The 14,912-nt window shown below is 56.1% G+C and carries 13 protein-coding genes; 8 read left to right on the top strand and 5 right to left on the bottom strand.

Annotation, left to right across the window (positions count from 1 at the left end):
* Positions 1-17 precede the first annotated feature (17 nt).
* A complete protein-coding gene (gene zwf, locus ACMTNU_RS10700; RefSeq protein ID WP_413935237.1) occupies positions 18-1,565 on the top strand; it encodes a glucose-6-phosphate dehydrogenase in 1,548 nt (515 codons plus the stop codon).
* A 21-nt stretch (positions 1,566-1,586) separates the two neighbouring features.
* Here the strand turns inward: zwf and ACMTNU_RS10695 are convergent, their stop codons facing one another.
* On the bottom strand, positions 1,587-1,919 hold the full coding sequence (locus tag ACMTNU_RS10695) for a thioredoxin family protein (protein ID WP_413935236.1): 333 nt from the start codon (positions 1,917-1,919) through the stop codon (positions 1,587-1,589).
* Positions 1,916-2,554 (bottom strand): SGNH/GDSL hydrolase family protein, encoded by a 639-nt coding sequence (locus ACMTNU_RS10690; RefSeq protein WP_413935235.1) that lies wholly within the window; start codon positions 2,552-2,554, stop codon positions 1,916-1,918. Before ACMTNU_RS10690 ends, ACMTNU_RS10695 begins: the two co-directional genes overlap by 4 nt.
* Positions 2,555-2,683: 129 nt before the next feature.
* Between ACMTNU_RS10690 and ACMTNU_RS10685 the strand changes: the two genes are divergently transcribed.
* The 5 genes from ACMTNU_RS10685 (at position 2,684) to ACMTNU_RS10665 (ending at position 9,653) form a co-directional block, all read left to right on the top strand.
* Positions 2,684-4,507: a HEAT repeat domain-containing protein gene (locus ACMTNU_RS10685; RefSeq protein WP_413935234.1), complete on the top strand. Its 1,824-nt coding sequence runs from the start codon at positions 2,684-2,686 to the stop codon at positions 4,505-4,507.
* A complete protein-coding gene (locus ACMTNU_RS10680; RefSeq protein WP_413935233.1) occupies positions 4,504-6,087 on the top strand; it encodes an HD-GYP domain-containing protein in 1,584 nt (527 codons plus the stop codon). The genes ACMTNU_RS10685 and ACMTNU_RS10680 overlap by 4 nt, the downstream gene beginning before the upstream one ends.
* 90 nt (positions 6,088-6,177) lie before the next feature.
* The gene (gene folB / locus ACMTNU_RS10675; RefSeq protein WP_413935232.1) at positions 6,178-7,113 is read left to right on the top strand and encodes a dihydroneopterin aldolase; all 936 of its coding nucleotides are present in this window, start codon (positions 6,178-6,180) and stop codon (positions 7,111-7,113) included.
* The gene (locus tag ACMTNU_RS10670) at positions 7,110-7,958 is read left to right on the top strand and encodes a PHP domain-containing protein (protein WP_413935231.1); all 849 of its coding nucleotides are present in this window, start codon (positions 7,110-7,112) and stop codon (positions 7,956-7,958) included. Before folB ends, ACMTNU_RS10670 begins: the two co-directional genes overlap by 4 nt.
* A 306-nt stretch (positions 7,959-8,264) precedes the next feature.
* The gene (locus ACMTNU_RS10665) at positions 8,265-9,653 is read left to right on the top strand and encodes a serine/threonine-protein kinase (RefSeq protein ID WP_413935230.1); all 1,389 of its coding nucleotides are present in this window, start codon (positions 8,265-8,267) and stop codon (positions 9,651-9,653) included.
* 72 nt (positions 9,654-9,725) lie between these two features.
* Here ACMTNU_RS10665 and ACMTNU_RS10660 read toward each other — a convergent pair whose 3' ends face one another.
* The 3 genes from ACMTNU_RS10660 to ACMTNU_RS10650 form a co-directional block, all read right to left on the bottom strand.
* Positions 9,726-10,394 carry a cysteine rich repeat-containing protein gene (locus ACMTNU_RS10660; protein WP_413935229.1) on the bottom strand — a complete coding sequence of 223 codons (669 nt, stop codon included), beginning with the start codon at positions 10,392-10,394 and terminating at the stop codon, positions 9,726-9,728.
* Between the two features lie 67 nt (positions 10,395-10,461).
* Positions 10,462-11,475 (bottom strand): hypothetical protein, encoded by a 1,014-nt coding sequence (locus ACMTNU_RS10655; RefSeq protein ID WP_413935228.1) that lies wholly within the window; start codon positions 11,473-11,475, stop codon positions 10,462-10,464.
* A gap of 132 nt (positions 11,476-11,607) precedes the next feature.
* Complete coding sequence (locus tag ACMTNU_RS10650; protein WP_413935325.1) at positions 11,608-12,021, bottom strand: secondary thiamine-phosphate synthase enzyme YjbQ; 414 nt, start codon at positions 12,019-12,021, stop codon at positions 11,608-11,610.
* Positions 12,022-12,143: 122 nt separating this feature from the next.
* On the opposite strand from ACMTNU_RS10650, the gene ACMTNU_RS10645 reads away from it, so the two are divergent.
* On the top strand, positions 12,144-13,874 hold the full coding sequence (locus ACMTNU_RS10645; RefSeq protein ID WP_413935227.1) for an adenosylcobalamin-dependent ribonucleoside-diphosphate reductase: 1,731 nt from the start codon (positions 12,144-12,146) through the stop codon (positions 13,872-13,874).
* A gap of 101 nt (positions 13,875-13,975) precedes the next feature.
* The gene (locus tag ACMTNU_RS10640) at positions 13,976-14,767 is read left to right on the top strand and encodes a hypothetical protein (protein WP_413935226.1); all 792 of its coding nucleotides are present in this window, start codon (positions 13,976-13,978) and stop codon (positions 14,765-14,767) included.
* Positions 14,768-14,912 lie beyond the last annotated feature (145 nt).

Raw genomic sequence — 14,912 nt, 5'->3', positions numbered from 1 at the left:
TCACTGAGGAGACTTCTATGGCGCCGACGAATGGTCCACGCATCGACAGCAATCCTGCACAGGAACCGCTGCCGCCGGTCGAACCCTGCACCCTCGTCATTTTCGGTGGTTCGGGCGATTTGGCTCGTCGGCGCTTGATTCCTGCCGTCTACAACCTCTTGCTCGACGGGTTGCTCCCATCAAACTATGTCGTGCTCGGCCTCGGGCGCACACCCATGAGCGACGAAGAATTCCGTTCAACGGTTCGTGACGGTGTCGTCAAACACTCGCGCCAAGCGCTCATCGAAGATACCTGGACCGCATTTTCCCAACACCTGTTCTACATGGCAGGAGGCAACGATGAGACACAGACCTTCGCTCGCTTGAAGGAGCGGGTCGAAGAACTGGAGCAGAAATTCCAACTCCCGGGAAACCGCATTTTCTATCTCAGCATTCCCCCGAGTTCCTTCACCGACGTCTGCGAAGGGCTCTCCCGTTCAGGACTCGCCGGCACTCCCGGAGCCCGTGCACCATACACACGCATCATCGTTGAAAAACCGGTCGGGCGCGATCTGACTTCAGCACAAGCGATTAACCAGGTCACCGGCCGTGTTTTCGACGAATCGCAGATTTTCCGGATCGATCATTATCTGGGCAAAGAAACCGTTCAAAATCTCATGGTCGTCCGTTTTGCCAACAGCATCTTTGAGCCGATCTGGAACCACAAATACGTCGACCATGTCCAGATCACCGTCAGCGAAGCCGAAGGGGTTGGAACCAGAGCCAGTTACTACGAAGAAGCGGGCGCGCTCCGAGACATGATTCAGAATCATCTCCTCCAGCTGCTCTGCCTGGTGGCGATGGAACCGCCCTATTCGCTGGACCCGAACGTCGTACGAAATGCCAAAATGGAAGTCCTCCGCTGCCTTCGGCCCATCACTGCCAAAGATGTGGATACCTGCACCGTACGAGCGCAATACACAGAGGGAAAAGTCCACGGAACACCGGTGCCGGGCTATCGCCGTGAAAAAGGCGTGAAACCGGACTCCACCACCGAAACCTATGTGGCGGTCAAATGTTTCGTCGAGAACTGGCGGTGGTCGGGAGTCCCCTTCTACCTGCGCACAGGGAAAGCGTTGCCCTTACGGGCCAGCGAGGTTGCCGTTCAATTTAAAGAGATCCCGCAGATCCTCTTCAATGCCAACCAGCAAAACCCTCAAGCTCCGAACGTCTTGGCTTTGAAGATTCAACCGGAAGAAGGGCTGTCCCTTCGTATCGTCTCCCGCGTGCCTGGCACACGCGCGCAAACCCATCCGGTAGAGATGAACTTTAAGTACGGAGAAGTCTTCGGTCGGCCATCTCCGGAGGCCTACGAACGCCTCTTGCTTGATGTCATGGCGGGAGATGCATCCCGCTTCATGCGACGCGACGCCGTTGAAGCCTCCTGGGCTTGGATCACCCAGATCCTCGAAGCGTGGGAAAAATCAGGCCAGCGCTGGCTCCCTGAATACCAAGCCGGCACCTGGGGGCCTGTCGAAGCCGATCGGTTGATCCAAAACGACGGCCGGACCTGGCGGGTACTGTAAGAAGCGCGCTGAATATCAGAATCAGCCGGACAAAGCGGATTCAATCTTCATCCGTATGGCTTCTTTCTTCCCAAGCCCTCCGATGAAACTCACAAACTGGCCGTTCATGTAAAGCGCCAGCGCGGGGAGCGACAAGATTTCCAATTCCGCAGCAATCTGAAACTGTTCATCGACATTCATCGTGAGGATCAGGACTCGCTCAGCCAATTCTGCTTGCACCAGCTCCAGCTCTTTCATCAAAACCTGGCAATGACCGCAGCCTGGTTTCCAAAATTCCACCAACACCGGCACATGACTCCCCTCTACCACCCGATCGAACTCCCGATCGGTCACCGATGGGAGCTTCAAACTCATGATTGCACAGATCCCGCCAACAACGGCTTCAGAACCTGTGCCACTCCTTCCGCAAAGAGCCGATAACCCGCGGTGGTCAGATGAATGCCGTCGTTTGAGTAGTTCGCCGCCAGTTGGCTACTCTCAGGCTCTGCCGTCGCACCAAACAGATCGACGTAGGCAATACCCTTTGAACCGGCAAACTCCTGAAGCAGCTGGTTCAACTGACGTCGGCGCCCCACATGCTCTTGGACCCATTCTTGTCCCTCTCGGCTTCCTGCCGCATCCTCGACGCGTATCGAGGGAATGGTCACGGGAATCGGCAAGCCCCCCATTCGCAAGACCTGGTCGTACATGCTGATGAGATTGTCAAAGATATCTTGCAGTGAGGCATTCCATCCGAGATCGTTCGTCCCGCCAAGAATTGGTACATAGTTCGGCTGGTGATCGAGGACATCTCGTCGAAACCGTCCAACCATCTCTCCCGTCAGCTCACCACAAACCCCACTGACACGAATCTCTACGGCATCACCCAGATACGACTGCAGAAACCGTCCATACGGAGTGTCCCGTCCGCTCGGGTTCTCCCTCGTCGGAGACTGGAACCCCGCCGTCAGACTATCCCCAAAACAGATAATGAGAGGTGATCGACTCATTGTGCAGGTCAATTCTACCGAGGCCTCCGATGTCATACAAGCCGCTCGTACGACCTCTCTTCAGCGCACCATCGCGAAGAATGGCGATTTCCTTGACGAATACCGGATCTCTCGGTAGGTCTTACTCTTATGTCCACGAACGTCACGTCGGCGCAGGAGATGCTTGCGGCTGCTGTTGCAGCACGAGGCGCCGAAGATCCTGAGATTGTCTCCATCAAGCGTGTTCTGAAGCTGTTGGACAAAACTGCAAAGTCGAATCGAACGTACGGCTCCGCCAACCCAGTTGCTCAGAAATTCTCGCATCAGCTGTTCGAAGAACTCACCACGCATCTGATCACCTATTCCAAACTCACCTTCCTCGTCCAGCGAACGGCGCTCCTGTGCAAAGAGTGTGTGGTCTATCAGGCGGAACAGGATGGCGGCGGGGAAGGCCTTGCATTTAAGCTGTACGCGGACGGCATTCGAGAATTGGCCCTGCATCAAGGCCTGACCGAAGAAGATCTGGGATTCTTCCTGGAGTCCCTGTGGGGTGGGCTTGATCCCAGCAAGGACGATGATGACATTGTGACGCGCATCTGGGAAAAGAACCTTTCGAGCATCTCTATCGTCACGGCCGAAGAAGTCGCAAAAGCCTCCGTCGGGAATGAGGGCTTTTTTCGTCTGGATAGCGGAATGAGTTTGTCCGATTCGACACTCCGAGAACTGTTGGATCGTGAACGAAGTCGTGGCCGGCACGCAGACACAGGGGCTGGAGAGGGAGACAACACGAAAACCTCCGGTAGCGCTTCAAGTAACCGCTTCCAATCAGGACTCGTCGGCTACGAAGTCACCGAAGAAGAACTGGCCACGCTCGCAAGAGAAATTGAAGCAGAGAGCAAACAAGATGGCCTCTCCTACATTTTAGATGCCATGACCTCGATTCTGGTCTCTGAGACCTCCCCAGCATTGCTGACAAAACTGTTTGGCCTGTGGGGCCACGTTGTCGAAACGCTCCTCCGCGAGGGAAAATGGACGGTGTTGGAGCATGTATTGAGCCTGCTGCATGAAACTGAGGCAGTGCGACCAGATATCAGCACGGAACACAAGCAGCAGCTCGTCTCCATCATGGACGGGCTAGGACGCACCGAACGCATCAAAGCCATCGAAAACTATCTGAATCAAAGTCCGGATGCCAACGTCGAAGGCCTGTCGACCATTTTACTCCTCATGAAGCCGGAGGCAGTCCCTGCGCTCTGCACGCTCCTGGCAAACCTCACCTCCTCGGGACATCAGGCCATCGTCGTCGAAGCTCTCACCCACTTGGCAAAAGACAAGCCGGATCCTGTGGTTAGAGGATTAATGGATCGTCGACCGATCTATGTCCGCAATCTCATCTCCATCCTTCTGACCTGGAATAGTCCGAAATTCGTTGAGCCGATCGAAAAGTTGACTCGGTATCCTGACGCACAGGTCCGGCGTGACGTCGTGCGCGCAATCGGTCGGCTCCGTCCGACCGGCTCAGGGGTAAGACTGGTGCCATTGACCAGCGATGAGGACGAAAGCGTGCGCTTTGCCGCACTGAAACTTCTCATGTCAGGCCAATATACCGCACCCTTCACTCAATGGTCTCCTCTGCTCTCCGAAAACGACTTCATGGACCGGCCCATCAGCGAACGTCGCGGCATCTTCCAGGCCATGCGGGTCTCTTGCGGAGACGAAGCGGTGCCGTACTGGCAGGGACTCATGACAGCCTGGGCCTGGACCAATCGCAGAAAAAAGGAAGAGCTCGCGATACTTGCGGCTGAAACACTCGGGAAACTTGCGACACCCGCTGCAATCGCCGCCTTGGAACGAGGCTCAAAAAAAGGAAGTTCGGCCGTTCGCCAAGCCTGCAGCATGGCGCTGACCCAGACAGTGAAGCCCCATCAGGAACCACGCTCCGGCACCCACTCGACGGAGGGAGAGCCTTCATGACAGTCCCCAAGACAGCGCAACCACGGTCGAAGGGACAGACCGCCCAGGCCGAACCACTCCTGACACATGAAAAATCCCTGTCCCAGAAAATCGGACAAGGCTCCGAAGCCGGCGACATTCTCGACCAACAGCTGGCGATGCTGGGGTTCCAGCTCATCACGCAACTGAATACACTCATCAAGACATCGCGCATTCATGGGAGGACGAACGCCGCCCTTGATAAACCGGTCGAAACCATGTTGACCCTGATTCAGACATTGGCCAGTGACCACCCGGTGACGCTGCGGATTCAGAATGATTTTCTCTTTCTCGGGGAACGCCACCTCAAGATCAGTGCACAACAAATGCTCGTGGCATCGAGCATGATCGACACCATGGCCAAATGGAAGATCGGGGGGTTGACGTTTAGCGCCTCAACGTCGTCCAAGGACCTTCGCGCGTTCGCCTATCTCTTCGTCACGCTCGACCCGGCCACAAAGTCACTGGAAGAACTCCGACAGGAACTGACGGCCAGCGAGGTGACCGCGATCCAACTTGAGGATCCTCGCGAGCTTGCCCTCAGAGAGGACCCTGCTGAAGCGGGCCCAGGATCCCCGTCCAGCAACGGAACAGGATCCGCCTCAAAGGCTCAGCAGAAAGCTCAGTCGAAAGTCGCGTACGGCAAAGCCGCGAACGAAGTCGGACAACTGACACAATCCGTGCGCGATGGCGGAACGCTGAACTTCAAGCAAGCCAAACGAGCCATCCAAAACATCGTGGATCTCATGATGCAGGATGAGTCGACGCTTCTGGGCCTCACGACACTCCGTTGTCACGACCAATATACCCACAACCATTCCGTGAACGTCTCTCTCTTGTCCATTGCGCTCGCAAACCGCGCCGGGTATCCCAAGATCGAACTGGCCGACCTTGGATTGGCGGCCCTGTTTCATGACATGGGGAAAGCCAACATTCCGCTTGAGGTCCTGAACAAGCCAGGTGAGTTCACGGAAGACGAGTGGACGATGATGCGCAATCATCCGACTGAAGGTGTCTTGAGTCTCACCCAGCTCCGTGGCATCACGAATCTTCCGTCGCGCATGGTCGCAGCGTCGTTCGAGCACCATATGAACTTGGACTACTCCGGTTATCCCAAATTAAAGACACCGTGGAAACTCTCTCTGACCGGCCGGATTCTGATGATCGCGGATTGCTATGACGCGATGACCTCGTCACGCGTCTATCGACGAGAGCCGATCTCTCCATCCAAAGTATTGAGCATTATGTTTTCAAAATCCGGAAAGAGCTTTGACCCCACCCTCCTCAAACTCTTCGTCAACTGTGTCGGTATCGTCCCGATCGGAAGCCTGGTAATACTGGATACTGACGAACTGGCCGTAGTCCTCAAACCAGCCGTCGACAAAGCCAACGCTGAACGGCCTCTGGTCAAAGTGATTACCGACCAGCACGGCACCTCCGTCGACAATGGGCCTGAGCTGGACCTCACTGAGCAAGACGAGACCGGCACGTACCGCCACAGCATCATCCGTTTGGTCGATACCACCGAATATAAGATCGATACCAGCCGATACTTTGTTTGAGCAGATCGGCAGCATCCCTGATCAGCAGCTCCCGTTCCCTTCCCCTTCGCCTGGCTTGACAGGTCAAAAGAGGATCTTCGACAATGCTTTATGACTGACCAGATCCGCATTGAGCGATTGGAATTTCGTAGTCGTTGCGGGGTGACACCCGAAGAACGCGCGCGCGCGCAACCCCTCGCCGTCGATCTGGAGTTGGATTGCCGGATGGATCACGCGGGGGTTTCTGACGATCTACGCCACACCATCGACTATGCGGCCATGGCCCGCCGCATCGTCGAAATCGGAACCGGTCGAGAGGCGCAACTTCTTGAATCAATCGCCGAACAGCTTGTTGCCGCTCTTTTTGCTGAATTCCCTGTTGGTCGAATCAAGCTCTGGCTGCGCAAATTGCATCCGCCGATCGTGCAGATCACATCATCCGTCGGCATCACCCTTGAGCGGACCCGGTTGACCCAGCTGTTGCTCCGTGCGGATCCACACCCATCGAGGTTTCTCGTGCAGCAGCTGGATCGCCTCCCCAAGGGGCTGATCCTCGACGTCGCTGCGGGAAAAGGACGACACACGTTATTTCTCTCATCCCTCGGATACCAGGTCGAAGCCGTTGATCGAGATGAACAAGCGCTCGCACAGCTGTTGGCCGATGCTCGAACGAGACATCTCGGTGGCGTCACGACACAAGCGCTCGACTTGGAATCACCGCATCCGCCGGATCTCGGTGAGGAACGATACGACGCCATCCTCGTTTTCTTCTATCTGAATCGACCGATCTTTCCGCATCTCTTTCGCTCACTCAAACCTGGTGGACTGTTCGTCTACGAGACCTTTCTGATCGATCATCACCTCCGTTACCAACATCCCCGACGGCGGGAGTTCTGCCTGGGCCATGGGGAACTGTTGGGCCTTACCTCCGGACTTCGTGTCCTGCATTATGATGAAGGACTGCATGAAGGGGCTCGAGACGGAGATTCGGCGTACACTGCGCAACTCGTGGCACAAAAACCTTTCACTCCAGGAACTTCAACATGAACCGCTTAGATCTTCACCTCCATACAACCCACTCGGACGGAAGTCATACCCCTTCGGAGGTCATCGGCCTCGCACATCAGGCCGGTGTGACCGCCCTCGCCATCACGGATCATGACATCATGACGGGAATCGCGGAGGCCATCACGGCGGCAGAGCCCTGTGGGATTGAAGTCATCCCAGGCGTCGAGGTCAGCTCGATCAGCGGCCGATCGGAGTTGCACATCCTTGGCTACTTTCTTAACTGGCACGACTCTGTCCTCAATGAACGATTCAAGACCTTGCGTGACAGTCGACACCGGCGCAATCCGCAAATCATTGAACGGCTCCAATCACTCGGCATTGACATCACCTACGAGGAAGTTCGAGCTCTCGCGGGCAGTGACTCCGTGGGTAGACCTCACATCGCCCGTGCCCTGATGGACAAACAGGTGGTCTCGTCGGCCAAGGAAGCCTTTGATCGTTTTCTCGCCGATGGAAAACCTGCCTACGTGCCTCGCGATCTTCCGAGTCCCGCTGAAGCCATTCAATGGATCAAAGCAGCGGGAGGACTTGCCGTCTTGGCCCATCCGACCTGGGTCAAACTCGCTGATCGCTCGTTAATCGAGCTGCTTCGAGATCTCAAATCTGCGGGACTCGATGGTGTGGAGGTCTACTACAGCACCCATGCAGCCCGGCAAACACGCGAGTATCTCAGCCTCGCGCAACAACTCGGCCTGTTGGTCACCGGAGGAAGCGACTTCCATGGTCTCACGAAACCCGATATTGACGTCGGAATCGGCAAAGGCACTCTGCATGTCCCCATTTCGTTGCTTACCAAGATGAAGGCCGCCGTCGGACGAATCTAGCAGTGTGTTGACAAACCCTGCGTTCTTCCTCAAACGGGCCGAGCCTCACAGTGACTAACCGAATTGAGATGCCTCGCAGGCTGTCCAGCAAGGCCGCAGTGGGCGAATCGTACTCCGGCCCGTACGTTGAGCCTCTGAGCGACGTGAAAACGCCGCTGGCAGCCTTTGTCAACAGCCTGTTAGCAGGTTGTGAGCATGCTGGAATGATAGATATCGACCGGCTCGCATTGATCGCATGATTTCTTCAATCCATTGACTCCCCTCCCAGATCGGCTAGACTCTGCCTGTCTCCTCAGCACGTCGGTTATGATCAACACGTCACGCTGCGCCCTACACTATGTTCTGATGACCTGCGCGGTTTTTTTCGCCGGCCCCGCGTTCAGCAAACTGCCTGCAGCTCAATCATTCCCTTTCACTCTCTTCGGTCTGAGCGGCACCCAAACTGTTCACCTGATCGCTCAAGCAGTCGGAGTTACGGCCCTCTTCCTGATCGCAGCTCGCATAGTGCACTTAATACCGGATGACGGACGAGGCCAATCGTTCCTTAAACGGATGACCCTTCCCGTCACGACCCTCTTTATTGTCATGGCAGTGGACAAAACCTTTCGAGTGCTCGGAATCTCACTGATCGACAGCGTCGGGACAGCACGCTATGCCATCGCACAAACGGCAGTCCTCACCCTCACCGGTCTCTGGATCACGACGACCTGGTTGGTAAACTTTGATGCACTTCATCGATTTTTTGCAACATCACCGAAGCCGACTCACCATACGACATCCCTCACGACAACTGAGACGCTCGGACAGGAAGAGGACGACTGTGACGTGGACACCTCACCTCGTCACTCCACCACTCAGGCAGGCTCTCCTTCAACACTTGGTCGCTACAAGGTCCTGAAGGAGCTGGGGCGTGGGGCCATGGGAGTGGTGTACCTCGGAAAAGATCCGACCATCCAGCGGTTCGTGGCGATCAAAACCATGCGGCTCGACGAGAACGACGATTCCGATAAACTCCATGAAATGAAGACACGGTTCTTTCGCGAAGCTGAATCGACGGGCCGGTTGTCACACCCAAACATCGTCACGATTTTCGATGCGGGTGAGGAGGGGCCTCTTGGGTACATCGCAATGGAACTGCTCGAAGGGACGACGCTCAAGGACTGGTCGCGGAAACCGAAGTTGCTGTCGTTCGAGCAAGTTATTTCGATTGCGGTCACCGTCGCCGAGGCAATGGACTATGCGCACCAACAGGGCGTGGTCCATCGCGATATCAAACCAGCCAACATCATGCTGACCAGGGAACAGGTCATTAAGATCATGGACTTCGGTATTGCCAAGATGGCGATGTCCGCCAAGACTCAGACAAATATCGTGATGGGTACACCGACCTACATGTCTCCAGAACAGATCGCAGGGAAAAAGGTGGATGGACGTTCTGATATGTTCTCGCTAGCCGTCGTCATGTTTGAGTTGCTGACCGGCCGACCGCCGTTCCTGGCAGACAACGTGTCCGCACTGTTATTCGCCATCGCCCAAACGCCCCATCCCAGCCTGAAGACGCTCAGACCTGATCTACCTCCCACCGTTAAAACCGTCATAGATCGCGCGTTGCAGAAAGATCCAGCCCAACGCTACCGCCGTGCGAGCGAATTCGCCACGGCACTCCGCTCCTGCACCCAAGGACTGGCGGCATAAAGATGAAGTCCGTGAGCCCTCAATATCGTGAAAGCCAGGGCTCACATCAGAATACCTTGCAGGCTGGAGGTCTCAGTTTCTGAAGTGGAGCTGGCCCTTCGGCAAGCTTTGATAGCAGATTTCAGAAAGATCCTGTTCGTGTTCTTGTAAACACGTGAGAATACGACCTTCCCCCGGTTCCACTGTCGGGCACATGCGCTTGACATCTGGCGCACAGGCCAACCGATAGGCATCGGCAGCTTTCCATCGCGCTGTACGCTGTCGGATGATTTGCTGACAGGACTGATCCAACTGCCGTACCCGTTGCATCACACAGCGCCGTCTCTCTTCCCCCATGAGTGAATCCGGGCACAGTTGCTGGACTCGCGCATCGCACCGCACTTCCGCAATTTGCCTCGCATGACTGTCTTGCAGAGCCGCGTCTCCGCTACTCGCAACGCCACCTGACAGCTCTCCGGTTCCGGTCGAGCCCTGCAGAGGCTGACGAGGTGCGCCGGGGATTGTCAGGTCGAGCTCAACTGGGCGTGACCGTTCTACGGATGGTGTTGTAGATTGAGCAGATACGAATTCATCTTTCGGCGGGACATTTGTCCAGATAATCGCCCAGACGAGGATCAACCCGCCTCCCGTGACGAGGCTTGCAGTAGCCTTTGCAGATTGCTCCGTCTGTTTTGGCTGCATCATCGTGCTGAGAATAAAATAAAGCCGCTGGAAAATCACCGAAACTGGTGTTTTGCGCAAGACCTCTACCTGAAATGATACGACACACCCTGAAGGAATACGGAGAATTCGAACTGGAAGAGGACGGCTAGTTCTCTGGAGCTTCTACGATATGGTTTTCAAACCTGGTGCAGCCTTCGGCCAAAAGACGGTTGGTCAGCATTTCGCCAGGCCATTCGATCGGAAGATCGGCCGTGAATACCCAGACGTCCGGCGAGGTCCACACTGGACCATGTTCTTCAGGAAGTTCCGGGTCGAACAGGTCTGTCCAGACCGGCATATAGACCCCATTTCCACATTGTGTGTGAAGATGCACGATCGTCCGAGACCTGACGAGCGGGTCCAACTCTCGCCACACCGCAGCGGTCTCATCCGCCAGATGATGAAGCCGTACGGCATTTTGTGCATCAAACATCGCATAAGCGGCATACACCGGTGCTTCGATCATGTCGGGTGCACAGGCGAGCTCCGGACATTGTTTGACGAGTCCTTCCAGAATCTCACGGCGCTGCTGATCTTCCCATGAGTCGGGCAATCCTGGATCCGGAGCTCCCATCATCTCAAACAAGAGGAAGGCGGTGTTTTCAACCGGTGGAAGTAAGCGCGCTGCAACGGACTGTACGCGTCGTGAATCGGCGACCATCACCAGATGGTCATGAAATAGCTGGAGGTTCAACATCTCCAAGGTGGCATCGGTCAACAATCTCGATTCAACGCGAACGACCGTTCCTGGAGGAAGCTGCAGATGTTTGTGCAGCAAATCGGCGGTCGCGATCGGGTCGATCTTGAGCTTCAGCGGCGCAGTCAAATTCGCCTGGAGCGGAAGTGCCAGAGCCGCGATGGTGGCATACGTCGGCTTTTCGTCATGCGGCCCGTCCAAGAGCAGCGTACAACTCGCCTCGGCGACCAAGTCAAACAGCCACTCGGCCATTTCTTCATCGAGTGCGGCTAGAACAGTCAGTAGATCATGCTCACGCCCCTGCTCGAGAAAAGCCTGCAGGGTGTCGATCGCATCATCGGCATCTCCGTGCTCATGACGGCGGGCGTTGATGAGATGGATGAGATCGCGCGTGAGTGGGTCCGGACGAGACCAGGCTAGCATTGTTCTTCCTTACCATGCGAGCCACGACCAATGGGCCGATAACTCAGACTGCATGTTGCCAAACTTTTGCACCCCGCGCAAGCGCGAACAACATTGCCGGTATGACGGAAGTGCTCATGCACAGAGGTTCCCTTACTCCCCGATGATTTTGACGAGTACACGCTTGCGCCGACGACCGTCGAACTCGCCGTAAAAAATTTGCTCCCAGGGCCCGAAGTCGAGCCGGCCCTCTGTAATGGCCACCAGCACTTCTCGCCCCATCACTTGCCGTTTGAGGTGAGCATCCCCGTTGTCCTCACCGGTGTCATTGTGCCGGTAGCGCGCCTCATGGGGAGCGAGTCGTTCGAGAAAGTCGTCATAATCCCTCAGAAGCCCCGGTTCATCGTCATTGATATACACGCTTGCCGTAATGTGCATGGCATTCACCAACACCAGTCCTTCCCGTACGCCGCTCTTGTGGATCAACGCCTCAATCTGCGGTGTGATGTTGATGTAGGCACGCCTGGTTTTGGTTTCAAACCAGAGTTCTTCTCGATAGGATTTCATGATGATCGACCGCCGCATTCTGCCCTCCGGTGTGGAAGACATGCAAGAGGCTTCGGCCTATTCAACCTCCCGCCGAATGTTCCCTCTTTCCTGGAAAGAGCTATAATTGACCTCATCGCTTTATGGGTACCAGAAACCGCTCACCGCGACTGTCTCCCAATGCACTCACGGTCTTGCGCCAGCGTTACTTGGCCAAGAACGAACGTGGGGTGGTCATCGAATCTCCCGCCGAAATGTTTCACCGCGTCGCCGATGATGTCGCCTCAATCGAACCGCCCGCGCACAGACGCCGTCTCTCCGGTCAATTCTACGAGGCTATGGCATCTCTGACATTTCTTCCGAATTCGCCGACCCTGATGAACGCTGGACGTCCGCTTCAGCAACTCTCGGCTTGTTTCGTCTTACCGGTGGACGATTCCTTGGAATCGATCTTCGACGCGGTGAAGCATCAAGCGCTCATTCATCAATCAGGCGGGGGAACCGGCTTTTCTTTCAGTCATATTCGCCCTCACGCCGATCGAGTCACCACCACCAATGGCCTTGCATCCGGTCCCATCTCGTTCATGCGCCTGTTCAACCTGTCGACCGATGTCATCAAACAAGGCGGCACCAGACGAGGCGCCAATATGGGCATCCTACGAGTCGACCATCCCGACATCCTGGACTTCATCGCGTTGAAACGCCAGCCGCATGAAATGACAAACTTCAATCTTTCCGTGGGGCTGACCGACCGATTTATGAAGGCGGTCACACACAACCGGTCATATGCGCTCATCAACCCACGGAACGCCATGCCAGTGCGACGCCTCCCCGCCAAGATGGTCTTTGATCGGCTGGTCGAAGCAGCCTGGCAATCAGGTGAGCCTGGTGTCCTCTTTCTTGATACCATCAATAAAGCACATCCCACACCCCACCTCGGGACGATCGAAGCCACGAACCCTTGCGGCGAACAACCGCTGCTGGCCTATGAATCATGCACGCTCGGATCGATCAATGTTGCCCGATGCCTGACGACCCATCGAGGCACGAGCAGCATCGACTACGAACGACTCGAACACATCATTCAGTTGGCGGTTCGCTTTCTTGATAATGTACTCGACCGAACCCGTTTCCCGTTGGCATCGATCGAAGCCAAGACCAAACGCACCAGAAAGATTGGGCTCGGTATCATGGGGTTTGCTGATCTACTGATTCAGCTGGGGGTCCCGTACGATACCGATGACGCGTTGCACATCGCGGATCAGTTGATGGGATTTGTTCGCCAACAGGCTCATGAATCCTCGCATCGACTGGCACAGGAACGGGGCCCCTTCCCAGCCTACAAGGGCAGTCCGCTGGAAGCCGAGGGTCTTCTCCGGCGGAATGCAACGGTCACGACCATTGCTCCAACCGGAACCATCAGTATTCTAGCCGATTGTTCCGCTGGGATTGAACCGCTCTACGGTGTCAGTGTCGCCCATACAATCATGGAAGACATCCGGCTCCAACGCCTTCACCCAGAGTTCCTTCGGCGAGCTCGAGCCAGGGGCCTCTCCCTCTGCGAGTTACGTGAAGAAATCGGTCGGCATGAATCGATTCAACATCTGTCACAGATCCCGGAGGATCTTCGCCGGCTGTTTGTCACCGCCCACGATATCGCTCCGGCTCATCATGTCCGAATGCAGGCCGTCTTTCAGCGACACAGCGACAGCGGGGTATCCAAAACGATCAATCTCCCTCCCTCCGCGACAACCGCGGATGTGGCCGCTGCGCTCTCGCTGGCATATGAACTGGGCTGCAAAGGCGTGACGGTGTATCGAGCCGGGAGCCGAGAGCATCAGGTACTCTCCTGCTCCCATGTGCAATCTTGTTAACAGGATCCTGCTGAATCTTCACGCAAAATTGACAGTCTACGCGCTTGATGATAAGTACTTTTCGAGAGATTACGATACCGTCTGCTAGAGGGAGGTGCTCGATGTTTGCTACTGCTGGAGGTCCGTCGTTCGCCGGCAATCCTCTCACCTGGAGCGTGTTCTTCGCGCGTCAACCTGAACCGGATCTAGAATTCACCGAAGAGGAATTGGAGCAGACGACCACCGTTCGATCACCGTCACCCGTAAAGCCACCCAAGCCATCAAACAAGCGTCCGCTCTTGCTGGCCCTGTTGGTCCTCCTGCTCGGCGGCGGCGCCTATCTTGCGATGGAACCGGACATGATCATGGAGTATCTTGGCCCGCTCCTTGGCGAAGCCCCAGCCCAGCAGCCTCAAGCACCTGTCGCTCGAAAGCCGGCGCCCCCAGCTCCTGTCCCTGTTCCCCCAGCCGCACAGCCTAAAGCCGTGACACCGCCACCTGCCCCGGCTATCACGCCAATTGAGACACCGCAATCGGCAGCGCCCGCTCCAGCATTACCCCCCATAGCACCGGCTGCGCCACCGATGCCGACGACTTCAACTCCGGCACCGGCATTACCGACTTCGGCCTCAGGTCCAGCGCCAACTCCAGCCGCTCCGGTTATCGAAACTCCAGCGCCACTCTTCAGCGAAGGGCAACGGGTCAGCGTGGTGCACAATCAAGCCGCTCCCGGTCAGAAAGTGCAGCTTAGTCAAGACGCCGAAGGGACGAAACCAGGACCGGCCATTCCCCCAGGAACTGTATTCACGATTCTTGACGGCGATCTCCAAGGAAATGGCTGGGTCTACTCCATTCGCTCCGACTTCGGCACCAAGGGATGGTTGGCCGAGAAACAGCTCAAGCTGAAACCCTGATCATCCATGGTTCATCCTCCGCGAGAGGGTAGGTAGTCCTACCACTACCCTCTCGCTGTGCTATAATGCCGCCCGTCCACTTTCGTAGGTACGACATCACAACTGGTAGGACTCCATGCGCGCTGTGATCTTTGACTTTGACGGT

This window comes from Nitrospira sp. BLG_1 (assembly GCF_047338595.1).
Lineage (GTDB): Bacteria > Nitrospirota > Nitrospiria > Nitrospirales > Nitrospiraceae > Nitrospira_D.
This window is presented reverse-complemented; position numbering and strand designations above follow the sequence as displayed.